Source organism: Streptomyces sp. NPDC002730 (assembly GCF_042888805.1).
Taxonomy (GTDB): Bacteria; Actinomycetota; Actinomycetes; order Streptomycetales; family Streptomycetaceae; genus Streptomyces.
In genome coordinates this window covers 646,574-670,702 of record NZ_JBIAQG010000002.1, presented here as the reverse complement: position 1 = coordinate 670,702, position 24,129 = coordinate 646,574, and the positions used below count along the sequence as shown (strand labels likewise).

Sequence of the window (24,129 nt, the reverse complement as noted above, 5' to 3'; positions counted from 1 at the left end):
CAGTCCCACACAAAGACGGGCATACACTCTCAAAACATTCGCAAACATCAATCGCGGGAGAGATAGACCTGATTGGCCGGGCGGATCGGGGAAGGGGTTCATGACCCGCCATCAACAGCCGGGCACCTGGGGGGATTCCACTTTGAACCCTCGTGTACGTGGGTGAGTCGCGCCCCGCCGTCCCCGCGCGGCAGTCACGGTGCTCGTACTCGCACCCCTTGAGTGATCAGACGGGGGGAACGCGCTGGTCGACACGGCGATGAAACAGCCTCACCCAGTTGGCCCGTTCCCGTTCCGGTGTCAGCGTCGCGGCACGGGATCGCTGGTTGCCGGCCCAGGCACACCCAGTCGTACGGCACGCTGCTCCTGCTCCTGCTCCTGCTCCTGCTCCTGCTCCTGCTCCTGCTCCTCGCCGTCGCCGCCGACGGTGATCGTTTCGACGTGCTTCCTCGGTACCTTCAGTGCGCCGGATGGTGCCGGACAGCACCGGATGGCTTCGGATGCTGCCGGATAGGTTGCGGGCATGACCGAGTGGGACATCAAGAAGCTGCAGATCCTCCGCACGCTGAGCGAGCGGGGGACCGTGACCGCCACGGCCGAAGCGCTGCTGATGACCCCGTCGGCCGTGTCCCAGCAGCTCTCCAACCTGGCCAAGCAACTCGGCGTACCGCTGCTCGAGGCGCATGGGCGGCGGGTCAGGCTCACCGACGCGGCGCATCTGGTGCTGCGTCACGCGGCGGCTGTCTTCGCTCAACTGGAGCGGGCGGACGCGGAGTTGACCGGGTATCTGCGGGGCGAGGCGGGGGAGGTGCGGGTGGGAGCGTTCTCGACGGCCGTGCCCGCGCTGGTGGTTCCGGCGGTGCGGCAGCTGCGTGCGGCGCACCCGGCGCTGGAGGTACGGGTCAGGGAGGCGGAGGCGGCGGAGGCGTACGAGCTGCTGTCCAACGGAGAAGTGGACCTGGCGCTGTCGCTGGCGGCGCACGCGCCGACGGCCCGCGACCCGAGGTTCAGCCGTGTGCCGCTGCTGGCCGACCCGCTGGACGTGGCCCTGCCGGCCGGGCATCCGCTGGCGGCGGAGGCGGGGCTGCGGCTGGCCGATCTGTCGGGCGAGCGGTGGATCTTCGGGGGCAGCGGGCCGTGGTCGGAGATCACCCTTGCGGCGTGCGAGGCGGCGGGTTTCGTACCGGAACAGGCGCACTCGGCGGCGGGCTGGACCGCGATCCTCGCGATGGTGGAGGCGGAGATGGGCGTCGCGCTGGTTCCGCGGATGGCGGCGGTGGAACGGGGCGGGCGCACGGGCGTGGTGATGCGGGTCCTGAGCGCGGACCAGCCGCGCAGGCATGTGGTGGCGGCGGTACGGCGGGGGGCGGAGGAGGCGCCGGGGGTGGGGCGGGTGCTGGGTGCGCTGCGGGAGGTCGCGGCGGCGCGGGTGGGGTGAGCGGGACGGCTTTGGCGGTGGCCCCGCCCTCCCGGAAGCTAGGAGGTTCGCTGGACCGGTCGGTACCGGCCGGGCGAAGTGGCGCCGCACGGCAGGAGGTCCCACCACCATGCGATCGCCGGGATGTCCAGCGGCTCGGGGCTGTCGTCGGTGGGGGTGTCGCGGAACACCGTGGGGATGCCGGCCGGGTCGTCCGGCGTGGTGTACCGCACGGAGCTGATGCCCCAGTCCTGCGCGCCGCGTATGAAGGACGCGAGGGTCTGCAGATACTGGCGCAGCTGCGGGCTGCCCTGCTCCGACACATAGTCGCTCAGGCGCATGAAGAGGCACATCACCCGGTCCCGCTGGGCGATCGCCGTGGTCAGGGCCTGGTGGATGCTGAGCCCGTTCTCCTGCTCCAGCACCCGCAGGACGTTGAGGAAGTAGCCCGGCCCGCTCCGCTCCTTGTGGTACGAGAAGATGTCGTTGTCCCAGGTGATGATGAACGACGCCATTTCGGCCGCGGCGCGCACCGTTGTACGGTCCCGCTCGTGCGGCTGGAGCTCGTAGCCGTGCCCCATCTCCAGCAGGGGCAGCACCACCGACGTCGCGCCGTCGTACAGCCGCATCAGGGTGTAGTCGTTCAGATCGGGCACTGTGCCGGCGCGGCGGTGGGACGCCTCCCACACCACCGAGAAGAAGTACTCCCGCAGTGCGTCCACCCAGCGGGCCGTCTGTCCCGCTGTGCCGTACCGGCTGACCCTGAGCCGCAGGTCCCGCAGCCCGGCGGCCAGCGGGTCGTCCAGCAGCATGGGGGCTTCCGGGTTCTGCGCGATACGCAGCAGCCGGTGCAGCAGTCCTGCCAGATCGCCCGGCCGTCGGCCGAGTTCGCCCTCCTCGCAGTGCCCGTCGTCCACGCCGAAGAGCCAGAGAACGAAGTCCGCGAGGAGGGAGACGACTTCCTCTCGGCCCTCCGGCAGGATCCGGGCGGAGAAGGTGCCGATGTCCTGCACGACGAGTTTGCCGCGCAGCTCGTCGGACCCTATGCGAAACGTTTCCGCCCAGGCCGCTGTCTGTACGTCTATATCCGCATGGCGCGGATGGATCGCCGGTGGGATGGGAGAGAAGATCGGCGGAACTGCCAGCTCAGGCGTCACGTCTGCCTACCCTCCATGCCGGGTGCGACGCGTTGTCACTGTCGTAACACGCGCCACGGGCACCCCTTAGTGATCAACTATCACGCATCGTACTGAGCAGTGATGGCTGATCCAACAGGACAATCCCCCAGCTATCAGGCAGCGTCGTCGACATTGTTGGCTGGAACGGAACAGCGACCTCCACCAGGAGCTGCGGACAGGGCACCCCGGGGCCCTGCCGTGGCAGCTCAGCCCGGAGGCGGTGTGAGTCCGGCCTCCGGCGTGGTTACGACGCCTCCGGCTGCGCGGCGAGGGACTGCAGATAGCGCATCAGCGTCACCAGCACGTCGCGGCTGGAGGCGCGCTCGCGCGCGTCACAGCCGATGACCGGTACCTCCGCCGGCAGATCGAGGGCGCCACGCACATCGTCGAGGGAGTAACCCGGCGCATCGGGGAAGGAGTTGACGGCGACCACGAAGGGCACACCGCGCTCCTCCAGCCGCCCGATGACGTCGAAGCTCACCTCGAGCCGCCGGGTGTCGACCAGCACGACCGCGCCCAGCGCGCCCTCGAACAGGCCGCGCCACAGGAACCAGAAGCGCTCCTGACCCGGGGTGCCGAAGAGATACAGCACCAGTTCCTCGTTGATGCTGATGCGGCCGAAGTCCATGGCGACGGTCGTCGAGGTCTTGCGCTCCACGCCCTGGATGTCGTCGACCCCGACCCCGGCCTGGGTCATGGTCTCCTCGGTCGTCAGCGGTCTGATCTCGCTCACCGAGCCGACCAGGGTCGTCTTGCCGACGCCGAAGCCGCCCACGATGACCACCTTGACGGCGGCGGTGGCCGTCTCGGGCAGCACGTCCTCGCTCCGCGGCCCCACGGCCTGCTCAGAGCTTCTGAAGTCCATCGATCACTGCCTCAATCAAAGCGCGGTCGGGGAGTTGGGCGGCCTGGACCGGTGCGCGGGCAATCACCTGGTTGTCGGCCAGCAGATCGCTGAGCAGCACGGTGACAACACTCACCGGAAGGCTCAGATACGCGGAGAGCTCGGCCACCGAAAGCGGCGCCTGGCAGAGCCGGATGATCGCTGCGTGCTCGGGCTGGACACCGGGCCGGGGGCCCGACCTGGCGACGATCAGCGTGACCAGGTCGAGAGTGGTGGGCGCGGAGGAGCCGCTGCGGCCGCCGGTGATGACGTAGAGCCGCTCGGGACTGCTCTCTTCCCAGTCCCCGCCCGGGTTGCTCACGCGGTCTGTCCCTCGTGCCGCGGCGGCGTGCTGAGATGCTCTCCGATCCGTAGCACCAGATCGCGCATCCGGTGGCCCATCAGCCCGGCGTCGACACCCTCGTCGGCCAGCACGGCGAGATAGGCACCCGAGCCGGCCGCCATCAGGTAGAAGAAACCGCCGTTCATCTCGATGACGACGAGATGCATCTGCCCGTTGCTGTGCGGGAGTTCGCTCGCGACGGCACCCGCAAGGCTCTGCAGTCCGGCGCACGCGGCCGCCAGCCGGTCGGCGGTGTCGGTGTCCGCCCCGTACTGGGCCATGCGCAGTCCGTCCGCGGACAGCACGACCACGTTCCTGGTCTGGGGTACACCCTCGGCCAGGTCCTTGAGCATCCAGTCCATGTTGGTCTGGTTGGACTGCTGCTGAATCATGGCTGCGTGTTCCCCTTGCTCGTCTGGGTGGGCTCACCGGACAGCCCGCTCTGGAAGGCGGACAGCCACATGCCCGGCTGTACCGGGGGTGAGTGCTCCGGCTCGGGTGCGGCGGCGGTGTCGGCGGCGGCCGGTGCGGTGACGCGGGCCTTGCGGCGCCGCTGCGGCAGACCTGTCATGGTCCGTTCGGTCACGATCGGGACCTCGTCGTCTGCTGTCATGGGTCCGGTGACCGGCCTGGGCAGCCGCTCCTCGAGGGGCCGGTCGGCCGGGCGGGGGCCGGAGGCGGTGCCGATGCCGTGCGCGAGGCCGGTCGCCGAAGCGGCCGTGGTGATCAGTTCCTGCGGGACGACGAGGACGGCGCGCACACCGCCGTACGCCGAGGAGCGCAGCGAGACCTGGAAGCCGTACACCTGCGCCAGTCGGCCGACCACGGCGAGGCCGAGGCGGGGGGTCTCGCCCAGGTCGTTGACGTCGATGCCCTGCTGGGCCTGGCGGAGCATGCGCTCGGCCCGCTTGCGGGCCTCCTCGCTCATGCTCACGCCGCCGTCCTCGATCTCGATGGCGATGCCCGACTGCACATCGACGGCGGTGAGATGGACCCTGGTCTGCGGCGGCGAGTAGCGGGTGGCGTTGTCGAGCAGCTCGGCGAGCGCGTGGATCAGCGGCTCGACGGCGGTGCCGACGACGGCGACCTCGGAGACCGAGTGCAGCTCCACCCGCTGGTAGTCGATGATCCGCGACATCGCGCCGCGCATCACGCTGTAGAGCGGTACGGCCTTGCTCCATTGGCGGCCGGGCCGCGCGCCGCCGAGTACGGCGATCGAGTCGGCGAGCCGGCCGATCAGCGCGGTGCCGTGGTCGATGCGGAGCAGATCGCCGAAGACGTCCGGAGCCTTGCCGTGCCGGTCCTCCATCTCACGGAGTTCCTGGGCCTGTTGGTGCACGATGGCCTGAACTCGACGGGCGATGTTCACGAAGGCGCGCTGCGCGGACTCACGCAGGTCCTCCTCGGCGACGACGGCGTCGAGCACCGAGCGCAGCACCGCCCGGTGCTCGACCGGTGCGTCGAGCGCGTCCAGTACGTCCTCGGGGAACTCGCCCTTGCGCAGCTGCTCCACCACCTGGGGCAGCAGCTCGCCGGCGAGGCGTGAGGTCTCGGCCTGCTGCCGCGAGAGCGCAGCCTCCCGCTCCGCGAGTCTGCCGTGGAGCTCCTCGATCACCCTGCCGCGGCGTGCGGCCTCGGCGCAGGCGACGGCGACCGCGACGACCGCCGCGACACCGATCCAGAGCACGGTGGTGCGGGCCGACGCGGAAACCAGGGAGACGGCTGCGGCCGCGGCCGCAACGGTCACGGCGACGGGTAGCAGCCACCCGAAGCTGGCCAGGGGCCGCGGATTTCCGGTCGACGTTCCCTGTCGAACCATCAGCATCCTCAGAATCGAACGAGAAAGATCATATGACGACGGGCACGGAGCATATCGGCGTCGGAGAACGGAGGTTGACGGGGGGTCACTAAATTGGCGGGAAGTTCGCGCCCTGGAAACACGAGGGCGCCCCGGTCCGTACGGACCGGGGCGCCCCTTCTGTGCTGTTACGGCAACGGCAGCGGCTACTACTGCGCAGCCGCGGCGTCCACCGCCTGCGCCTTCAGTGCCCGTTCGACACCCGCGCGCGATTCCGAAATCAGCCGCCGCAGCGCCGCATTCGGCTCCGCCGAGTCCAGCCAGGCGTCCGTCGCGTCCAGCGTGTCCTGCGAGACCTGGAGCGAGGGGTACAGCCCGACCGCGATCTGCTGGGCGATCTCATGGCTGCGGGACTCCCACACGCCCTTGACCGCCGCGAAGAACTTCTCCGTGTACGGGGCGAGCAGCTCGCGCTGATCGGTCTGGACGAAGCCCGCGATGACCGCCTCCTGAATGGCGTTCGGCAGCTTGTCGGACTCGACGACCGAGGCCCAGGCCTCCGCCTTCGCCTCCGCCGTCGGCCGGGCTGCGCGCGCCGTGGTCGCGTGGCGCTCGCCCGCCGCCGTCTTGTCCCGCTCGTACTCCGCCGCGATCTCCTCCTCGTCGAGCACTCCGACCGCCGCAAGCCGCTCCACGAACGCCCACCGCAGCTCGGTGTCCACGGCCAGGCCCTCGATGGACTCCGTGCCGTCGAGCAGCGCCTGCAGCAGGTCGAGCTGCTGCGGCGTCCGCGCGGTCGCGGCGAAGGCGCGGGCCCAGGCCAGCTGGTGGTCGCTGCCCGGTTCGGCCGCGCGCAGATGCGCCAGCGTCGCCTCGGTCCACTGCGTCAGACCCGTCTCGCGCCACTGCGGTGCCGCGTACAGATCGATCGCCAGCTTCACCTGGCGGTGCAGCGACTGCACGACGCCGATGTCCGACTCCTTGCCGATGCCGGAGAGGACCAGGGACAGATAGTCCCGCGCGGCCAGCTCGCCGTCGCGCGTCATGTCCCAGGCGGAGGCCCAGCACAGCGCCCGCGGCAGCGACTCGGTGAAGTCACCGAGGTGCTCGGTCACGACCCGCAGCGACTCCTCGTCGAGCCGGACCTTTGCATACGTAAGGTCGTCGTCGTTGAGCAGGATCACCGCGGGACGGCGGGTGTTCTGCGGGAACGGCACATCCGTGCGCTCGCCGTCCACGTCCAGCTCGATCCGGTTCGTACGGACCAGCTTGCCGTTCTCGTCGAGGTCGTAGCAGCCGATCGCGATCCGGTGCGGGCGCAGGGTCGGCTCGCCCTTCGCGCCTGCGGGCAGGGCCGGTGCCTCCTGGCGTACGGAGAAGGACGTGACGTACCCCTCCTCGGAGATCTCGATCTCCGGGCGCAGGATGTTGATGCCCGCCGTCTGCAGCCACTGCTGCGACCAGGTCTTCAGATCACGGCCGGAGGTCTCCTCCAGCGCGCCCAGCAGATCGGACAGCTGGGTGTTGCCGTACGCGTGCGCCTTGAAGTACGCCTGGACACCCTGGAAGAACTCGTCCATGCCGACGTACGCGACGAGCTGCTTCAGCACCGACGCGCCCTTGGCGTACGTGATGCCGTCGAAGTTCACGAGAACGTCGTCGAGGTCGCGGATTTCGGCCATGATCGGGTGGGTCGACGGCAGCTGGTCCTGCCGGTACGCCCAGGTCTTCATGGAGTTCGCGAACGTCGTCCAGGCGTGCGGCCACTTCGAGCCCGGCGCGTACGCCTGGCAGGCGATCGAGGTGTACGTCGCGAACGACTCGTTCAGCCACAGGTCGTTCCACCACTCCATGGTGACCAGGTCACCGAACCACATGTGGGCCAGCTCGTGCAGGATCGTCTCCGCACGCACCTCGTACGCCGCGTCCGTCACCTTCGAGCGGAAGATGTACTGGTCGCGGATGGTCACCGCGCCCGCGTTCTCCATCGCGCCCGCGTTGAACTCCGGCACGAAGAGCTGGTCGTACTTTGCGAAGGGGTAGGCGTAGTCGAACTTCTCCTGGAACCAGTCGAAGCCCTGCCGCGTGACTTCGAAGATCGCGTCGGAGTCCAGGAACTCGGCGAGCGAGGGGCGGCAGTACACACCGAGCGGAACGGACTGGCCGTCCTTCTCGTAGCTGCTGTGGACCGAGTGGTACGGACCGACGATCAGCGCCGTGATGTACGTGGAGATCCGCGGCGTCGGCTCGAAGCGCCAGACATTGTCCTTGGGCTCCGCCCCCTCCGCCTGCTGCAGCGGGGAGTTCGAGACGACCGTCCAGCCCTCGGGGGCCTTCACGGTGAACTGGAACGTCGCCTTCAGGTCCGGCTGCTCGAACGAGGCGAAGACGCGGCGCGCGTCCGGCACCTCGAACTGCGTGTAGAGGTATGTCTGCTGGTCCACCGGGTCGACGAAGCGGTGCAGCCCTTCACCGGTGTTGGTGTACCCGCAGTCCGCGACCACCGTCAGCTCGTTCGGGCCCGCGTACAGATGCGGCAGCGCGATCCGCGAGTCCCGGAAAACGGCGGCGACATCCAGCGCCTTGCCGTTCAGTACGACCTGGTGGACGGCCGGGGCGACCAGGTCGATGAAGGTCTCCGCACCGTCCTCGGCGGACTCGAAGCGCACGGTGGTCACGGACCGGAAGGTGCCGTCCTCCTGCGCCGAGCTCAGGTCGAGGTCGATCTCGTACGAGTCGACGGTCAGCAGGCGGGCCCGCTGTTGCGCCTCTTCGCGGGTCAGATTCGTGCCAGGCACGCTGTCATCTCCTCGGTTCGTGACGTTTGTGGCCATCCTTCCACGGGGCGAGGTGCGGCTGCCCGCCTTAATGCGGGTGCCGTGGGGCGCGGTTCGGCGCAGTGCGGCGGAGCCGGGGCCCCGCCCCGGACTCCGCGCCTCAATCGCCGGCGGGGCTGAAAGATTCAGCCCCGCCGGCGATTGAGGACACGACCGCTACGCGCGCAGCTCCGCCGCGACCAGCTCCGCGATCTGCACCGCGTTCAGCGCCGCGCCCTTGCGGAGGTTGTCGTTGGAGAGGAACAGCGCGAGGCCGTTCTCCACGGTCTCGTCGTTGCGGATGCGGCCCACGTACGAGGCGTCCTTGCCGGCCGCCTGGAGCGGGGTCGGGATCTCGGAGAGCTCGACGCCGGGGGCGTCCTTCAGCAGCTCGTACGCGCGCTCCACGCTGATCGGGCGCTCGAAGCGGGCGTTGACCTGCAGCGAGTGGCCGGAGAAGACCGGGACGCGCACACAGGTGCCGGAGACCTTGAGCTCGGGGATCTCCAGGATCTTGCGGGACTCGTTGCGGAGCTTCTGCTCCTCGTCGGTCTCGAAGGAGCCGTCGTCGACGAGGTTGCCCGCCAGCGGCAGGACGTTGAAGGCGATGGGGCGCTTGTAGACGCCGGGCTCGGGGAAGTCGACCGCGCCGCCGTCGAAGGTCAGCTGGTCGGCGGCCTCGGAGACCTGGCAGGCCTGCGCGTGCAGCTCGGCGACACCGGCCAGACCCGAGCCGGACACGGCCTGGTAGGTGGTGGCGACCATCGCGCTGAGACCGGCCTCCTCGTGCAGCGGGCGCAGCACCGGCATCGCTGCCATCGTCGTGCAGTTCGGGTTGGCGATGATGCCCTTGGGCCGGTTCTTGATCGCGTGCGCGTTGACCTCGGAGACGACCAGCGGCACCTGGGGGTCACGGCGCCAGGCCGAGGAGTTGTCGATCACGACGGCGCCCTGCGAGGCGACCTTCTCGGCGAGCGCCTTGGAGGTCGCGCCACCGGCCGAGAAGAGCACGATGTCCAGACCGGAGTAGTCGGCGGCGGTCGCGTCCTCGACGGTGATCTCCTGGCCCTCCCACTCGAGGGTGGATCCGGCCGACCGGGCGGAGGCGAACAGACGAAGCTCGTCGATCGGGAACTTTCGCTCGGCGAGGATCTTGCGCATGACTCCGCCGACCTGACCGGTGGCTCCGACGATTCCGACCCTCACGGTGACTCCTTCTGTCTGTGCGTACGACGCGGGCAGCCTGCCCATGATGCGTATGACCTGGGTCCTCTTGTCCAATCCATTGTCCGGGCTTCGGGATGTGTGAGACAGGACATGCCGACGGGGCGGGTGCTCCGAAGAGCGCCCGCCCCGCCGTCGTACGGCTCGCGCCGTCACATCACACCGTTACGGAGTGACCTTCTCGATCACCACGCTGCCGGCGCCCGCGGACGTGCCGTGGGCATTCAGCAGCTGCACCTCGCCGAAGAACTGACGTCCCTCGGGAGCCGGGCCGCCCACCAGAACCTCGGCGCTGACCTGCGCCGACGCTCCATTGGCGAGCTTGACCGGCTTCGCCGAGTCGACCTTGACCGAGCCGAGCGAGGGCGAGAAGAACACATCGCGGTAGTTGTACTCGGTGGTCCCGGCCGGGACGGAGTAGCCGTCGACCACGATGGTGTAGGTGCCGGCGGCCGGCTTGAGCAGGCTCACCGCCTCCTCCGAGTCGCCGTCCGCCGACTGTCCGACCTGGACACCGTTCAGCAGGACGGTCAGGTCCAGGTCGGCGCCGGTGTCGGAGACCCCGCCGATGGCGACATCGAGACGCTCGACGCCCTCACCGATGGTGACGGTCGACTCCTGCGACTCACCGTTCTTGATGGACGGACGGGCGACCTTGGCCGAGCCCAGCGAACCGCCCGCGAGCTTGCCGTCGATCGCGGCGAAGCCGTTGGTGACCTTCCACTCGACAGGGGCCGGCGTACCGGCCTTCGCCTCGGGGAGCGTCTTGACGGCCGGGTCGAAGGACGCGCCAAGCAGGCTGACGTCCAGCTTGTACGGGTTGTCGAGCAGCGGAGACGTACGCCGCGACTCGACCTCGATCTCCCAGACGCCCGGGGTCGGCTCGGGGTACGAGCGCAAGTCCGGACGGCAGGTGTTCGCCGGATTGTTGTAATTGGGGTAGCAGAAGATCGTCGAGCTGTCCTCGACTCCCACGCCGTACGGGTGGATGCCGATGAACCGGGTCTGGCTGTTCGCGGCCAGACCGCCGAGCGCGACCTCGAGGTTCTTCGCGCCCTCGGGCACCGTGATGAAGTACGACTTGTGGCTGTTGCGCTGCACCGAGCCGGACGCCGAGAAGGTGTACGCAGGCTTCGCGAGCTCCTTGGAGACGACCACGGTCGCCATGATCTGCTTGTCCACGCCCTCGGTACGCGGGTCGTCCGCCTCCAGGATCGCGCTGTGCAGACCGGCCGCCTTGGGCCTGGCCTCGACCTTGACGGTGACCGGGGTGTTCAGCGGCAGCGTGACCGCGCCGCTTCCGGGCAGGTCGAAGGTGCCGTCGTTGTACTTCCAGTCCAGTTCGTGCCGCACGGGGCGGTCCGGGCCGGTCGTCCGCGTGATGACGACGTCGTAGGACTTCTTCTGGCCGGCCTTCAGGCCGCCCTCGCGGTCGTAGAGACCGGTGCCGAAGCCGGGGGTCTTCAGCGCGAAGTCGATCGCGGTGTCGACCGGGGCCTTGACGCTGTACTCATGGGCGGTGGCGCCGTCCTCGATGGCGTCCCATGCGTCCACGATGTTGATCAGGCCGGAGCCCTGCTCATGCGCCTGCACTCCGGGGATACGGTGCGCGGTGCTGGTCAGCGCCGTGCGCAGCTTCGCCGGGGTCAGCTCGATGTGCCGCTGCTTTGCGGCCGAGAGCAGCAGTGCGCTCGCGCCCGCGGCCTGCGGCGAGGACATCGAGGTGCCCTGCAGCATGGAGTAGCCGGCCGGGAGCTGGTAGCCCGCCTCCGTGACCGGGCTGCCGGGCAGCCAGGTCTGGGTGGTGTTGATGGAGGCACCGGGCGCGGTGATGATCGGCGCGAAGCCGCCGTCCTCACGCGGTCCGCGCGAGGAGAAGGGGAGCATGGCGTACTTCTTCGTCACCGCGGAGCCGTAGTTGGCGGCCCAGGTCTCCTTGGAGATGGCGGCGCCGACGGAGATGACCTTGTCGGCGAGGCCCGGGTCGCCGATGGTGTTGGTGCCCGGACCCTCGTTGCCGGCCGAGATGACCAGCTGGACGCCGTAGGTGTCGATGAGGCGGGTGTAGAGCTCCGCGCGGGCGTTGTTGCCGTCGTTCAGCGCGGGCAGACCGCCGATGGACATGTTGATGATGTCCACGCCGCGGTTGATGACCAGGTCGGCCATGCCCTCGGTGAGCGCGACGTTGGTGCAGCCGCCGCTCCAGGTGCAGGCGCGCGAGGAGACCAGCTTGGCGCCGGGGGCGGCGCCGTTCATCTTGCCGCCGAAGAGGCTGTTGGCGGCGGTGATGCCGGCGACGTGCGTGCCGTGCTCGGACTCGATGACGCCGATGTTGACGTAGTCGGCCTTGGCGCCCGCGGCGTTGTAGACGACGTCCTTGCGGACCTCGATGACGAACGGGATCCGCTCGACGACGTCGGTCGCCGGGTTGTCCTTGCCGAAGTAGCCGATCTGGAAGCCGTTCTTGTACGGCTTCATCACGGTGTCGTTCGAGAAGTTCCCGTCGTTGTCGAGGTCGACCGTGGCGGTGCGGGTGCCCGGGTCGTACAGCACGCCCCAGACGTCGGTCGTGTCGCCGTCCCGGTTGAGGTCACCGGCCATGTCGCCACCCTTGGTGGCGGCCTCGGAGAAGAGGCTGAACTTGTACGCGCCCGCCGGGGCGGAGTACGTACGGCCGTTGACGGCGAACGTCGGGCCACTCACATCGAGGGACATCCGGCGCCACGTGGCGTCGCCGTCGGCCACCGGGTCGGTCGCGGTCACCCAGTCGACGATCTTGCGCTCGCCGGTGGTGGTCTTCTGCAGCGCCGGGTGGCCGAGGTCGACACCGGAGTCGAGGATGCCGATGGTCACGCCGCGGCCGTCGGCCTTGGGGTGCTCCTTGACGAAGTCCACCGCGCCCGTCTCGAAGGACGGGTTGTACGGGTTCTTCGCCGGGGTGCCCTTGCCGGGCGCCGGGTACGTACCGGCCTGCGTAGCCGCGGTGCCCGCGGCCTTGGTGGCGTCTGCCGCCGGGGTCGGGTCGTCCAGCTTGACCTCGTGCTTGAGGTCGATGCCGTGGACGCTGGAGAGCTTGGCGGCCGCCTTCAGCGCGGCCTCCGCCTTGGCGGTGGGAAGGGTGGCCCGTACGTAACCGAGCTGGTCGAACGTCCTGCCCACGACGGCGCCCTGGACGGCGTCCAGCTGCCCGACGACCTGCTCGGTCGCGCCGGGTGCGGTGGCGACCATCACGGTGACGCTCTTCTCGCCCTTGGCCTCGGCCTCGGCGAGAAGTTCGGCGTCGGCCGAACCGAGCTTGTCGGAGGAGGACTTGGCCTTGACACCGGAGGTGCCGGCCGGATCGTCGGCAGGCGCGGCCGAGAAGGCAGGTGCGGCGCCCGCGGCGATCAGTGCGGTCACGAGCGACGCGGCGGCCGCTATACGGGCCACGCGTCTGTGACCTGGTACGGAGCGCCCTGGAATGGAGCTCTGGGATTCGGGGGTCATCAGCATCCCTGTATGTGAAAGGTAGGGTCCGGAATTCGGTGCCGGATGACCGCTCAGCCTTTCGTAAGTGACAGGGGTTTGTGGAGGGTTGGCAGAGACGGGACTCGGTCATGGCGCAGATCCGCCACTGCGGCGGATACGCCATGCAGGACAATTGGGTGCTTCTCCGGCCGGGACCCGTGGTGGGGACGCGGGGTTGGAACCTGCGGGCGGGACCTGCGGCCGGTACCCGTGGTCAGGGCACTCGGCCGGGACCTGCCGCCGGGACCTGCCGCCGGGACCCGCGGGCGGCGGCCTCAGTCCTCGTGGGTGCGGGCGTAGTGCCGCGATGCCTTCGCGCGGTTGCCGCACACCGCCATGGAGCACCAGCGGCGCGTGCCGTTCCGTGACGTGTCGAAGAAGTGCAGGATGCACGCCTCATGTGCGCAGCCGCGGATCCGGTCGGGCGCGGTGCGCAGCAGATCGAGATGGCCGCGAGCGGCGGTCCAGCCGGGACCCCAGGCCGGGTCCGCGAATTCCGCCTCCTCGCCGGGACCGTCCGCGGTGAGTTTGGCGCGGATGCGCCCATGGCCGAGCACCTCGTCGACGCGGGCGGCCGCGGCCGGGTCGCCGGGGCTGTCGACGAGGGCGGCGAGCGCGTCGCGGGCAGTCACCGTCCGCTCCAGGGTGGCGGCGTCCGCGGTGAACCGTTCCGCGAGGCCGTTGGCCGTAAGCCAGATGCGCAGCCCGTCGACCCCGGTCAGCAGGTCCTGGCGTACGCCGTCCCGCATCCACCGGGTGTTGAGCAGGTCGAGGGAGACCGGCTCGCCGGTGAGCGGCCGCGGATCGGACATGGCGGGCATCCCTGGGCTCCTCCCGTAGCTAACCCTTCAAGAGTACGTGACCGGTTGACCCGCTCGATTCTAACCTCTAAAGTCGAATTAAGTGGTTAGCTCATATCGACTTCCGGAAGGTGTGCCATGACGGCGACCAGCGCTCTGCGTACCGGCCATATCGGCCTCAATGTCACCGATCTCGACCGTTCGCTCCCCTTCTACGGGGATGCCCTCGGCTTCGACGTACTCGGGCAGGGCAGGGACGAAGGCCGCCGCTTCGCCTTCCTCGGCCGGGACGGGCAGCTCGTCCTCACGCTCTGGCAGCAGGCGGACGGGGCGTACGCGCCCGCGCTCGCCGGGCTGCACCACCTCGCCTTCGAGGCCGAATCCATCGAGCAGGTCCGCGCGGCGGAGGCGCGGCTGAAGACGCTCGGCGTCGACTTCGCCCACGAGGGCGTGGTCGCCCACGGTGAGGGCGCGGCCTCCGGCGGGATCTTCTTCCACGACCCGGACGGCACCCGTCTCGAGATCTACGCGCCCTCGGGCGCCGAGGGCGCTCCCGTACCGACCGCGGCGGCGCCCACCTGCGGTTTCTTCTAAGGGAGTTGGCCACCGTGGACTCGTACCAGGAGCCGTACCACCATGGTTCGCTCGCCGTGCAGCGGCGCGTCGGCGTATCCGACCAGGCCGCGCACGTAGGCCGCTCCATCGGCGACGGCATCAAGCCGGTCGCCGCCGCCTTCCTGGGCCTCCAGCCCATGCTGGTGCTCGGCGCGGCGGACGCGGCGGGCCGGATGTGGGCCTCGCTGCTCACCGGCCCGCCCGGTTTCGTACGGGCCACGGGGGCGCACTCCATCTCGGTCGCCGGCGGCGTCCACCAGGGCGACCCACTCGCCGGCGCCCTCGCCGCGGGCCCCCTGTCCGTCGGCACGATCGCACTCGACCCGCGCACCCGTCGCCGGATGCGGCTGGACGGTACGGCCCGCCCGTCTGCGCGCGGCCTTGCGATCGAGGCCGAGCGGGTCTTCGCCAACTGCCCGAAGTATCTGCAGAAGCGGGAGCTGTACGCAGCCGGTCCGGACGGGGGGGACCTGGCCGGCGACGTCCGGCGCGGCGGACACCTCACCTCTGACCAGGAGGAGTTCGTTCGCGCCGCCGACACCTTCTTCATCGCCACCGGCACGCCGGAAGGCGTCGACGCCAGCCATCGCGGTGGCAACCCCGGCTTTGTGCAGGTCACCTCGCCCACGACGCTGAGCTGGCAGGACTATCCGGGCAATGCGATGTTCCTGACGCTGGGCAACCTCGAGAGGGACCCCCGCGCCGGGCTGCTCTTCCTCGACTGGAGCACCGGCACCACGCTCCAGCTCGCCGGTACCGCGCACACCGACTACTCCGATGCGGGCCGCACCACCCGGTTCACCGTCGAACAGGTCGTCGAGACCGAGGCGGCCAGCCCGCTGCGCTGGTCCGCCCCCGAGTACTCGCCCGCCAATCCGCCCGTCTGACCCGCCCGTCTGAAACCCGCCCGCCTGCGACCCGCCCGTCCGAAACCTGCCCGTCCGAAGTCCGTCGGCGTCCGTACCTCTACCCTCACCGCATGAACAGGCAGTTGCGGAACAGGGAGTTGCGAGTTGCGGCCTACGCCGTGTGCGTACGGGAGGAACAGATCCTGCTCGCCCGCTGGGTGGCCCGCGACGGCGTCAAGAAGTGGACGCTGCCCGGCGGCGGCATGGACCACGGGGAGGACCCGCTCGAGACGGTCGTCCGCGAGGTCGAGGAGGAGACGGGGTACGCGTCCGAAATGACCGCGCTGCTCGGCATCGACACCATCCGCCGCCAGTACCCGCGCAAGCTCGGTGCGTTCGCCGACTTCCAGGGGTTGCGCATCGTCTACGAGGGCCGGATCGCCGGCGGGGAGCTGCGCCATGAGACGGACGGGTCCACGGACCTCGCCGCGTGGCATCCGCTGGACGCGGTGACAGGTCTGGAGCGGGTCGAACTTGTCGACATCGGACTTGCGTTGTGGCGTTCGCGGCCCCCGGTGGGCCGGATCGCCGGAAAAGGCTGATAGCCGCTCAACTCTTCCACCCCGGGCAACGCCGCACGCTCCGGCCGAGTCCCCTCAGCCGACCGCAGCCGTAAAGCGGTCGAAGAGCAGTGGAAGCGCAGCGGAAGACAGGGGACTGGCATGTCATTGCGTACGGTACGTACGGTCCGAGCGGCGTTGACGGGAGCGGTGGCGGTGGCGGCCCTGGCCGCTGCCGCCCTGGTGAACCCCGCCGCCGCGGACAGCGGGACGGACGAGACAGGCGGGACCCACCGCAGCACCCAGCGGGCGATCGAGGCCGCCGTCCGCGACGGAGTGCCCGGAGTCGTCGCCCAGGCGCGCGACAGCGACGGCACCTGGAGCGGCACGGCCGGCGTGGCGAACCTGCGGACCGGGCGCGAGCGTCTGCCGCAGGACCGCTTCCGCGTCGGGTCCATCACCAAGACCTTCGTCGCCACGGTCGTGCTTCAGCTGGAGGCCGAAGGCAGACTGAGCCTGGACGACACCGTGGAGCAGTGGCTCCCCGGTGTGGTGCGCGGCAACGGCCACGACGGGCGCAGGATCACTCTGAGACAACTTCTCAACCACACCAGCGGGATCTACAACTACACAGACGACCCGGGCTTCCTGGAGAAGGTCTTCGGCGACGGCTTCTTCCAGCACCGCTACGACACATGGACGCCGCGGCAGCTGGTGGGGCTCGCGATGGGCCACCGACCCGAGTTCACCCCCGGCACGGCCTGGAAGTACTCCAACACCAACTTCATCCTCGCCGGAATGGTCGTCGAACGGGCGACGGGACGTCCGTACGGATCCGAGATCGAGCGCCGGATCCTGCGTCCGCTCCAGCTGCGCGCCACCTCCGTGCCAGGGACCGAGGCCCGGATGCCGCGCCCCAGCGGTCGGGCCTATTCGAAGCTGTCCGAGGACCCGAAGGCGAAGATCCATGACGTGACCGAACTGAATCCGTCGGCCGCCGGGTCGGCGGGCGAGATGGTCTCCGACTCCGCCGATCTGCAACGTTTCTACCGGGCGTTGCTGAAGGGCGAGTTGCTGCCGAAGCGGCAACTGCGGGAGATGACCACGACCGTCCCGACGGACCCGAAGGAGCCGTACAACCGCTACGGTCTCGGCCTGATGCGGCACACGACGAGCTGTGGCACCGAGGTCTGGGGCCACGGAGGCGGAATTCACGGTTCCGCGTCCGAGGCGCTCATCACCCGGGACGGGAGCCACTCGCTGGCGCTGAACTTCAACGGCGACTGGGCGGGGGACAGCGAGGCGGTCGTCGAGGCGGAGTTCTGTGGCTGACGAGGTTTGCGGCTCACCGCGGCAGCACGACCACATACGCGGCCGGGTCGCGGTCGGTCGCCGCCATCAGCGCCGTACGGACCACGGTCGCCTGCTGCTCCAGTGACTCCCGCAGCTTCTTCGGCGTGATGTGTACGACGGTGATGCCGAGCCGCTCCAGATGCTCACGCTTGCGGGCGTACTCCGTCCACAGCGCGTCCTCGTCGTGGCGGGGCGCGCGGGTGTCGAGTTCGACGGCGACGGCCTGCTCGGGCCAGTAGGCATCGATGCCGCCGAGGTGGGGGCCGCCGGGGAGGCGCAGGTCGACGTTCCAGACGGGGTCGGGGAGTCCGCCGGTGCGCACCAGCTCGTACAGCCGGTCCTCGGCGAGCGCCCGCCCCTCGGCGAGCAGTGAGTCGACGGCGTCCACCACATGGGGCCGGTTCAGCAGCCGCGCACGGTTCAACTCCTTGACGACGGCGGCGGGTTCGCAATGCCCACCGCGCACCGCCTCGGTGAGCAGCCGGCGTACGGCCTTGGCGTCCGGAAGCTCCGCGACGGCGTCCGCGAGGGCGCGCGGCACAGGTGCGACGGGCAGACCGGTGATCACTTCCGGTCGCGGCAGGGCGTGCGCCCGGACCAGCCGGGCGCATCCGGTCGACCGCAGCCGCCGGGTGCGGGGCACGAGGACGTCGATCCGCTCGAGCGAGAGCAGCGGCGGAGCGGCCGCGAATCCGCGCAGGGCGAGTGCGGCGAGCCCGGTGATCATGGCCTCGCCGTACCGGAGCGCGTCGTCGGTCTTGTCCGGCCCGGCCTGTGCGGGCAAGACCGGCCGCCCGGCGTACAGCAGTGCGCCGTGCAGCCGCTCCTCGCTGGTCGGCGGACCGGGGTGCAGGAGGTACACACCGGGCAGCAGCAACTGCCAGGGCCCGCCGGGCCGGCACTGGGCGGTGGTCCGGGCGGCCGAGACGCCGTGGGCGCGCAGCTGCGCGACGGACAGCACGCGCCGCTGCACGTCGGCGAGGTGGCTCAGGGGGAGGGGGGAAAGCGGGGTGTTGTGTTTCATGTCCGGGAGACTCCCGCGCTGGGACGGCCCGCTAACCGCTGTTACAAGCTCGTCGACAAATCCGGACAAGCCCGTCCTAAAGTACGGGCGTTCGACTGCCGAAAAGAGCCACTTCATACCGAGCGCGCCCCGCCGCCCGCCTGCCGCCTGGCCCGCACGGCCGGACAGGATGACCCCGGGACATGGCCAGGGAGGAACGTCCGGCAGTGCAGCCAGTGCGCTGCCCGGCTGCCCGAGGGCAGCAGGCGGTCGCGCCGGTACTGCTCGGCGGCCTGCCGAGTCGGACGATGCTGCGAAGGCGGCGGTCGCCCGCGTTCTGGCAGACCGAAGCTACTCAGCGCAGTACGGCCGCCAGCAGGTCGGCGCCCAGCGCCGTCAGAGCGGGCAGATTGAGGGTGTGACGGACGTAACGACCGTCCCGCCGGGCCGTGAGCAGGCCCGCTCGGCGCAGGACGGCGAGGTGGCGGGAGACCTCCGGGGGTGAAAGTTCCCAGGCGTGGGCCAGCTCGCTGGTGGTGTGCGGGCCGCGGGCCAGGGTGCGCAGCAGCCGCAGCCGTACCGGATGTGCGAGTGCCTCCAGCCGTAGTGTGACCGTTTCCAGCGATACCGGCTCTGAGGGACTCGGCTCGGCCACGGGGTACTGCACCACCGGCTGCCACCCGGGCGCGTGGACCGCCACCAGGTGCGGGCGGCCGAAGACGCTGGGGATGAAGGTGACCCCGGTGCCGTGGGCGGCGGTCGCCTTGTCCTGCACCTTGTCCACGATGATGCAGTCTCCGTCCGGTGCCAGGGTGACTGCGGCGGAGACCGATGCGAGTGCCGACCCGATGCCCTGGCGCTTCAACAGGTCGTTCTTCAGGCGCAGGTCGGTGGCGAGCTGCACGGCGACGCCCGCCCAGGCGGCGTCGAAGAAGGCCTCGGCGCACTGTTCGAGGGTGTGGCGCACCCGCGCCCGCACAACGCCCGGGTCCGCGAGCAGCCGTTCCGCGAAGGCCTCTTGCAGCGCGCCGCGGGCCTGGGCGAGGTCCAGGGCCCGCTCGCGCGCAGCCGCGTCGGTCAGCGGCGACGGCGCAGCGAAGTGGACCCGGCTGCTGCCGCACGTGGTGACGAGCGCGGCGGTCACATACGTTTCGTCGTCGATCCGGTCCACGTCGTCCAACTCCTCGGCGAGGGTCGGCCGAGGTCGGGCGGGGAGCAGGAAGTCGGCTTGTGAGGAACGCCAGAGGAACTCGGCCTCCCGCAACCGCTCGGCCAGCTCCGGTCGCAGCCCGGCCCAGACATCGCCGGCCCAGCCGGCGAGCTGCGGATGATGCCCGGGTTCGGCCAGCACGTGCAGCATCGCGGTCAGCTCGGCCAGCGGGGAGGCGGCGAACCGCAGTCGCTCGGACGGCAGGCCGCTGATGTCGATCCTCAACGTCATCCCCTCAGCATCCCTGACCGGATGGCCGGCGACGGCGTCGGTTGACGGTGTCCGTCAACCGACGTAGCAAGCCAAGCGGCCGTACGCACCGTTGACGCCATGGCAACCACCACCAAGATCCAGCCCCGCGCTCTCGTCCGTGCCTCCGGAGGCCCCCGCTATGCCGTCGCCCTGGCCGTGGACGCGCTCGGCACCGGCCTGCTGCGGCCCTTTCTGCTGCTCTACGGGGTGACGGTGCTGAGGCTGACCGCGCCGGCCACCGGCATCGCCATGACGGTCGGCGTCGTCGTGGGTCTGGTGTGCATGCCCGCGGTGGGCCGATGGCTGGACCGGGGCGCACGCAGCACGGTCGTGGCAGCGTCGATGCTGGTGCGGGTGCTGGGCGTGGCACTGCTGCTGGCCACCCCCGCGGGGCACGTCTGGATGTTCGCGACGGCGGCGCTCTTCCTCGGCATCGGCAACCAGGCATGGCCGGCCGCCCACGCAGCTCTCGTGGCCACGGTCGCCCACGGCCGGGAACGCGACACCGCTCTCGCGGGAGGCCGCGCCCTGCGCAACGCCGGCCTGGGCGTGGGCGCGCTCCTCGCCACCGCATGCCTGGCGGGCGGCACCACCGCGTTGCAGGCGCTGGCAGCCGTCACCGGGCTCGCCTATCTCACTGCGGCGGCCTTGGCGTGGTCGGTCCACCTGCACGCGCATCCGGCCGCTGCCCCGGCCAAGGACACGGCCGACGGGCCCGCACCTCGGATGCGCGGGCTGCTGGCCGCCAACGTGGTCTACGTCTTCTGCCTCAACGTCCCCGAAATCGCGCTCCCTCTGGTCCTGGTGACACAGTTGCACGCATCCCCGGTGTGGTCGGCAGCCATCTTCGTGGCCAACACGGTGCTGGTGGTCACCCTGCAGGTTCCGGTCACCGTCCTGATGTCCCGCTTCTCCCGGCGGACCGTGCTGGCTCTCGCCGGCGTGGTACTCACCGCGTCCTACCTCGGCTTCCTCGCAGCCACCTCACTGGGACACGGCTGGGGTGCCCCGGCCGTCGCCGCGGTGTCCGTGGTCTGCACCATCGGCGAGATCATCTATGCCGGCAGCGCCACCGCGCTCGTCACCGCCCTCGCCCCGGCCCATGTCCTGGGACGCACCCTCGCCCGCTTCGAGCTCTCCACGGGCTTCGGCCTCGCCGTCTCCCCGGCGGTCATCACCGCTCTCGCACCCCACGGCCCGGCCGCCCTCTGGGGCAGCCTCGCCGCTGCGACGCTCCTCTCCGCCTCCGCCGTTGCCACCGAGAAGGATCAAGGAACGCGGCTCAGCGGTTGCTGCGGCCGGGCGGGAGCAGGCTCGTGAGCTCGGCAATCGCCTCTGGCGACGGTTTGAAGCAGCGGCGGACGTTCTCCGGCTTCTTGTGTCGGGACTTCGCCATCAGCATCGACAGGGACGCGCCCTGCTCGCCGAGGTGGGTCAGCGAGGAGAGGCGGTACTCGCGCGCGGGACGCACGCCAAGCCGGGGGCGACCGGCCCCGCAATCACGTGGCGGCGCGAAGCTGCCGCATCCCGCCAGGGGCCGTGGGGGCCTCGTCCCTCACGGCCCACCCGGGGATCCGGGGGGGCTTGCCCCGGGTTACGGGAAGGGGCGGGATGGGGGAGAAGACCCCTCAGGCACCCGCCCCCGCGCCCCCGTCGCACGCCTGTCCCCGCAGCGCCCTCGCCAGATCGTCCCGTGCCTCCAGCACCAGACGCCGCAGCGCCGGCGGCGCGCCCGCGTGGCCGTTCAGCCATGCGTCCGTCGCCGCCAGCGTCCCCTCGTCGTCCTGCAGGCCGGGGAACAGGCCCTTCACCACGTCCATGCCGATCTGGATGGACCGGTCCGCCCACACCCGCTCGATCGCCTCGAAGTACTTCGACGCGTACGGCGCCAGCAGCTCCCGCTGCCCCGCCTGCACAAAGCCCGAAATCGTCGCCTCCACCAGCGCGTTGGAGAGCGTGTCCGACTCGACGACCTGCGCCCACGCCTGGTCCTTCACCGCCGCCGACGGCCGTGCCGCCAGGCACCGCATCTGGTGGCGCTTGCCCGAGGCCGTGTCGTCGCGGGCCAGCTCGTCCGCGATGACCGACTCGTCCGCCACCCCGTGCGAGGCCAGCGGCTCCAGGAACGCCCAGCGCAGCTCCTGGTCCACCTCCAGGCCGTCGATCTTCGCCGTACCTTCCAGCAGGCCCCGCAGCAGCTGCAGATCGGCCGCCGACGTCGCCGCCGTCGCGAAGAACCGCGCCCACGTCAGCTGGTGCTGGCTGCCCGGCTCGGCCAGCCGCAGCTCGCGCAGCGCACCTTCCGCCAGCAGCCGCCCGCCCTGCTCGCGCCACTCGGGCGCCGCGTAGTGCTGGAGCGCCGAGCGCGCCCACGCGTGCAGCATCTGCAGCACACCGATGTCCGACTCGCGCCCCGCGAACCGCAGCACCAGATCGATGAAGTCCCGCGCCGGCATCAGCGCGTCCCGGGTCAGACTCCACAGCGCCGACCAGCACAGCGCACGCGCCAGCGGGTCCGTGATGTCGCCCAGATGTGCCCGCAGCGTCGCCAGCGAGCCCTCGTCGAAGCGGATCTTGCAGTACGTCAGATCCTCGTCGTTGACCAGCACGAGGTCCGGCCGCTCCGCCCCGGTCAGCCCGTCCACGACGGTCCGCGGCCCGGCGACGTCCACCTCGGCCTGCGCGTACCGCACCAGTTCCCCGCCCGACCGCCGGTACAGCCCCACCGCCACCCGGTGCGGCCGGAGCTCGGGATGCGACTCGGCCGCCTCCTGGACCACCGCGAGCTGCGTGATCCTGTCACCGGCGTCGTATGTGACCACCGGGGTGAGGGAGTTGACGCCGGCCGTCTGCAGCCAGGACTGCGACCACGCCACCATGTCCCGCCCGGACGTCTCCGCAAGCACCGACAGCAGGTCGCCGAGGCGCGTGTTCCCGTATTCGTGCCGCTTGAAGTAGCGCCTCGCGCCCTCCAGGAACGCCTCGCGCCCCACGTACGCGACCAGCTGCTTCAGCACGGACGCGCCCTTCGCGTACGTGATCCCGTCGAAGTTGAGCTTCGCGGCCTCCAGGTCATGGATGTCGGCCGTGATCGGATGCGTGGACGGCAGTTGATCGGCGCGGTACGCCCACGACTTGCGGTTGTTGGCGAAGGTCACCCAGCCGTTGCTGAACCGGGTCGCCTCCACCAGCGAGAACGAGCCCATGAAGTCCGCGAACGACTCCTTCAGCCACAGGTCGTCCCACCACTGCATGGTGACCAGATCGCCGAACCACATATGCGCCATCTCGTGCAGGATGACGTTGGCCCTGCGCTCGTACGACGCCTGTGTCACCTTCCCGCGGAAGACGAACTCCTCGCGGAAGGTGACACACCCGGGGTTCTCCATCGCGCCGATGTTGTACTCGGGCACGAACGCCTGGTCGTACTTCCCGAAGGGGTACGGGTAGTCGAAGTGGTCGTGGAAGAAGTCCAGGCCCTGCTTCGTCACCAGGAAGATGTCGTCCGCGTCGAAGTGCCTGGCGAGCCCCTTGCGGCACATCGCACCGAGCGGGATCTCCAGCGTCGTACCGTCGTCGAACGTCCGGGTGTAGAGGTCGGTCTCGTAGTGGTACGGACCGGCGACGACCGCGGTGATGTATGTCGAGATCGGCTTGGTCTCGGCGAACCGCCACACCCCGTCCCCGTCGGGCGCGCCCGTGCCGTTGCTCCAGACCGTCCAGCCTTCGGGCGCGGTCACCTCCAGTCGGAACGGCGCCTTCAGGTCCGGCTGTTCGAATGTGGCGAAGACACGGCGCGCGTCGGCCGGCTCGTACTGGGTGTAGAGGTAGACCTCGCCGTCCTCCGGGTCGATGAAGCGATGCAGCCCCTCGCCCGTACGGCTGTAGGCACACTGCGCGTCCACGACCAGCACGTTCTCCGCGGCGAGGCCGTCCAGCGCGATCCGCGAGCCGTCGAAGACGGCGGCCGGGTCCAGCTTTTCGCCGTTCAGCGTCACGGCAGTCACGGCGGGCGCCAGCAGATCGGCGAAGGTCGAGGCGCCCGGCTGTGCGGAACGGAAGCGGATCGTCGTCACCGAACGGAATGTGCGCGGCCTGGAGTCCTCCGCGGCCTCCCCGACCGCCGAACGCAGGTCGAGGGCGACCTCGTACCCGTCGACGGACAGCAGCTCGGCCCGCTGACGGGCCTCGTCGCGGGACAGATTCTCACCGGGCACGGGCACTCCTTCGTGTCTCGTTCGAACAGCACCGATCCTCCCATGTGCACCTGGCACGCGGTATCAGGGAATCCTCGGGTGAGCGGTGGTGTTGCCCGTTCGAGG

General features: G+C 70.2%; 19 protein-coding genes and 1 pseudogene. 6 read left to right on the top strand and 14 right to left on the bottom strand.

Features of this window, described 5'->3' with window-relative positions:
- Nucleotides 1-300: 300 nt before the first annotated feature.
- The gene (locus ACFYXH_RS07900; RefSeq protein ID WP_389561226.1) at nt 301-525 is read right to left on the bottom strand and encodes a hypothetical protein; all 225 of its coding nucleotides are present in this window, start codon (nt 523-525) and stop codon (nt 301-303) included.
- Between ACFYXH_RS07900 and ACFYXH_RS07895 the strand changes: the two genes are divergently transcribed.
- Nucleotides 524-1,438: a LysR family transcriptional regulator gene (locus ACFYXH_RS07895; protein ID WP_389561225.1), complete on the top strand. Its 915-nt coding sequence runs from the start codon at nt 524-526 to the stop codon at nt 1,436-1,438. The two genes, ACFYXH_RS07900 and ACFYXH_RS07895, sit on opposite strands and share 2 nt — an antisense overlap.
- A 38-nt stretch (nt 1,439-1,476) precedes the next feature.
- Here ACFYXH_RS07895 and ACFYXH_RS07890 read toward each other — a convergent pair whose 3' ends face one another.
- The 9 genes from ACFYXH_RS07890 to ACFYXH_RS07850 all read right to left on the bottom strand — a co-directional run bounded on the left by ACFYXH_RS07890 (nt 1,477) and on the right by ACFYXH_RS07850 (nt 13,987).
- Complete coding sequence (locus ACFYXH_RS07890) at nt 1,477-2,574, bottom strand: selina-4(15),7(11)-diene synthase (protein ID WP_389561224.1); 1,098 nt, start codon at nt 2,572-2,574, stop codon at nt 1,477-1,479.
- A gap of 265 nt (nt 2,575-2,839) precedes the next feature.
- Nucleotides 2,840-3,460, bottom strand: coding sequence for an ATP/GTP-binding protein (locus ACFYXH_RS07885; RefSeq protein WP_389561223.1), 621 nt, complete (start codon nt 3,458-3,460; stop codon nt 2,840-2,842).
- Complete coding sequence (locus tag ACFYXH_RS07880) at nt 3,441-3,800, bottom strand: DUF742 domain-containing protein (protein WP_362681158.1); 360 nt, start codon at nt 3,798-3,800, stop codon at nt 3,441-3,443. The genes ACFYXH_RS07885 and ACFYXH_RS07880 overlap by 20 nt, the downstream gene beginning before the upstream one ends.
- Nucleotides 3,797-4,213, bottom strand: coding sequence for a roadblock/LC7 domain-containing protein (locus ACFYXH_RS07875; protein ID WP_385308777.1), 417 nt, complete (start codon nt 4,211-4,213; stop codon nt 3,797-3,799). Before ACFYXH_RS07875 ends, ACFYXH_RS07880 begins: the two co-directional genes overlap by 4 nt.
- On the bottom strand, nt 4,210-5,640 hold the full coding sequence (locus ACFYXH_RS07870) for a sensor histidine kinase (RefSeq protein WP_389561303.1): 1,431 nt from the start codon (nt 5,638-5,640) through the stop codon (nt 4,210-4,212). Before ACFYXH_RS07870 ends, ACFYXH_RS07875 begins: the two co-directional genes overlap by 4 nt.
- Nucleotides 5,641-5,828: 188 nt before the next feature.
- A complete protein-coding gene (gene pepN, locus ACFYXH_RS07865) occupies nt 5,829-8,417 on the bottom strand; it encodes an aminopeptidase N (protein WP_389561222.1) in 2,589 nt (862 codons plus the stop codon).
- A gap of 195 nt (nt 8,418-8,612) precedes the next feature.
- The gene (locus ACFYXH_RS07860; protein ID WP_389561221.1) at nt 8,613-9,641 is read right to left on the bottom strand and encodes an aspartate-semialdehyde dehydrogenase; all 1,029 of its coding nucleotides are present in this window, start codon (nt 9,639-9,641) and stop codon (nt 8,613-8,615) included.
- Between the two features lie 183 nt (nt 9,642-9,824).
- Nucleotides 9,825-13,151 (bottom strand): S8 family serine peptidase, encoded by a 3,327-nt coding sequence (locus ACFYXH_RS07855; protein ID WP_389561220.1) that lies wholly within the window; start codon nt 13,149-13,151, stop codon nt 9,825-9,827.
- 290 nt (nt 13,152-13,441) lie between these two features.
- Entirely contained in the window at nt 13,442-13,987 is a 546-nt protein-coding gene (locus ACFYXH_RS07850; protein WP_389561219.1) for a CGNR zinc finger domain-containing protein, read from the bottom strand.
- 117 nt (nt 13,988-14,104) lie between these two features.
- Here ACFYXH_RS07850 and ACFYXH_RS07845 point away from each other — a divergent pair, with 117 nt between their 5' ends.
- The 4 genes from ACFYXH_RS07845 (at nt 14,105) to ACFYXH_RS07830 (ending at nt 17,321) form a co-directional block, all read left to right on the top strand.
- Entirely contained in the window at nt 14,105-14,560 is a 456-nt protein-coding gene (locus ACFYXH_RS07845; protein ID WP_389561218.1) for a VOC family protein, read from the top strand.
- A 14-nt stretch (nt 14,561-14,574) separates the two neighbouring features.
- Nucleotides 14,575-15,468: a pyridoxamine 5'-phosphate oxidase family protein gene (locus tag ACFYXH_RS07840; protein ID WP_389561217.1), complete on the top strand. Its 894-nt coding sequence runs from the start codon at nt 14,575-14,577 to the stop codon at nt 15,466-15,468.
- 92 nt (nt 15,469-15,560) lie between these two features.
- Nucleotides 15,561-16,031 carry an NUDIX hydrolase gene (locus ACFYXH_RS07835; RefSeq protein ID WP_389561216.1) on the top strand — a complete coding sequence of 157 codons (471 nt, stop codon included), beginning with the start codon at nt 15,561-15,563 and terminating at the stop codon, nt 16,029-16,031.
- Between the two features lie 120 nt (nt 16,032-16,151).
- Nucleotides 16,152-17,321, top strand: coding sequence for a serine hydrolase domain-containing protein (locus ACFYXH_RS07830; protein WP_389561215.1), 1,170 nt, complete (start codon nt 16,152-16,154; stop codon nt 17,319-17,321).
- 13 nt (nt 17,322-17,334) lie between these two features.
- Here the strand turns inward: ACFYXH_RS07830 and ACFYXH_RS07825 are convergent, their stop codons facing one another.
- Both ACFYXH_RS07825 and ACFYXH_RS07820 read right to left on the bottom strand, forming a co-directional pair.
- Complete coding sequence (locus ACFYXH_RS07825; protein WP_389561214.1) at nt 17,335-18,366, bottom strand: hypothetical protein; 1,032 nt, start codon at nt 18,364-18,366, stop codon at nt 17,335-17,337.
- 334 nt (nt 18,367-18,700) lie between these two features.
- Nucleotides 18,701-19,786, bottom strand: a complete 1,086-nt coding sequence (locus ACFYXH_RS07820; RefSeq protein ID WP_389561213.1) for a DUF5937 family protein — start codon at nt 19,784-19,786, stop codon at nt 18,701-18,703.
- Between the two features lie 99 nt (nt 19,787-19,885).
- Between ACFYXH_RS07820 and ACFYXH_RS07815 the strand changes: the two genes are divergently transcribed.
- Nucleotides 19,886-21,127, top strand: a complete 1,242-nt coding sequence (locus ACFYXH_RS07815) for an MFS transporter (RefSeq protein ID WP_389561212.1) — start codon at nt 19,886-19,888, stop codon at nt 21,125-21,127.
- Here ACFYXH_RS07815 and ACFYXH_RS07810 read toward each other — a convergent pair.
- Both ACFYXH_RS07810 and pepN (ACFYXH_RS07805) read right to left on the bottom strand, forming a co-directional pair.
- Nucleotides 21,090-21,263 (bottom strand): annotated as a pseudogene (locus ACFYXH_RS07810) (site-specific integrase); the annotation flags it as partial. The gene ACFYXH_RS07815 and the pseudogene ACFYXH_RS07810 sit on opposite strands and share 38 nt — an antisense overlap.
- Before the next feature lie 172 nt (nt 21,264-21,435).
- Entirely contained in the window at nt 21,436-24,024 is a 2,589-nt protein-coding gene (gene pepN, locus ACFYXH_RS07805; RefSeq protein ID WP_389561211.1) for an aminopeptidase N, read from the bottom strand.
- Nucleotides 24,025-24,129 lie beyond the last annotated feature (105 nt).

What these genes read in the sequence shown, in the direction of transcription:
- ACFYXH_RS07825 (WP_389561214.1), bottom strand. Translation starts at nt 18,366, where the DNA reads ATGAAACACAACACCCCGCTTTCCCCCCTCCCCCTGAGCCACCTCGCC.
- ACFYXH_RS07885 (WP_389561223.1), bottom strand. Translation starts at nt 3,460, where the DNA reads ATGGACTTCAGAAGCTCTGAGCAGGCCGTGGGGCCGCGGAGCGAGGAC.
- ACFYXH_RS07895 (WP_389561225.1), top strand. Translation starts at nt 524, where the DNA reads ATGACCGAGTGGGACATCAAGAAGCTGCAGATCCTCCGCACGCTGAGC.
- ACFYXH_RS07870 (WP_389561303.1), bottom strand. Translation starts at nt 5,640, where the DNA reads ATGGTTCGACAGGGAACGTCGACCGGAAATCCGCGGCCCCTGGCCAGC.
- ACFYXH_RS07845 (WP_389561218.1), top strand. Translation starts at nt 14,105, where the DNA reads ATGACGGCGACCAGCGCTCTGCGTACCGGCCATATCGGCCTCAATGTC.
- ACFYXH_RS07815 (WP_389561212.1), top strand. Translation starts at nt 19,886, where the DNA reads ATGGCAACCACCACCAAGATCCAGCCCCGCGCTCTCGTCCGTGCCTCC.
- ACFYXH_RS07830 (WP_389561215.1), top strand. Translation starts at nt 16,152, where the DNA reads ATGTCATTGCGTACGGTACGTACGGTCCGAGCGGCGTTGACGGGAGCG.
- ACFYXH_RS07835 (WP_389561216.1), top strand. Translation starts at nt 15,561, where the DNA reads ATGAACAGGCAGTTGCGGAACAGGGAGTTGCGAGTTGCGGCCTACGCC.
- ACFYXH_RS07820 (WP_389561213.1), bottom strand. Translation starts at nt 19,786, where the DNA reads ATGACGTTGAGGATCGACATCAGCGGCCTGCCGTCCGAGCGACTGCGG.
- ACFYXH_RS07850 (WP_389561219.1), bottom strand. Translation starts at nt 13,987, where the DNA reads ATGCCCGCCATGTCCGATCCGCGGCCGCTCACCGGCGAGCCGGTCTCC.
- ACFYXH_RS07855 (WP_389561220.1), bottom strand. Translation starts at nt 13,151, where the DNA reads ATGCTGATGACCCCCGAATCCCAGAGCTCCATTCCAGGGCGCTCCGTA.
- ACFYXH_RS07900 (WP_389561226.1), bottom strand. Translation starts at nt 525, where the DNA reads ATGCCCGCAACCTATCCGGCAGCATCCGAAGCCATCCGGTGCTGTCCG.
- ACFYXH_RS07875 (WP_385308777.1), bottom strand. Translation starts at nt 4,213, where the DNA reads ATGATTCAGCAGCAGTCCAACCAGACCAACATGGACTGGATGCTCAAG.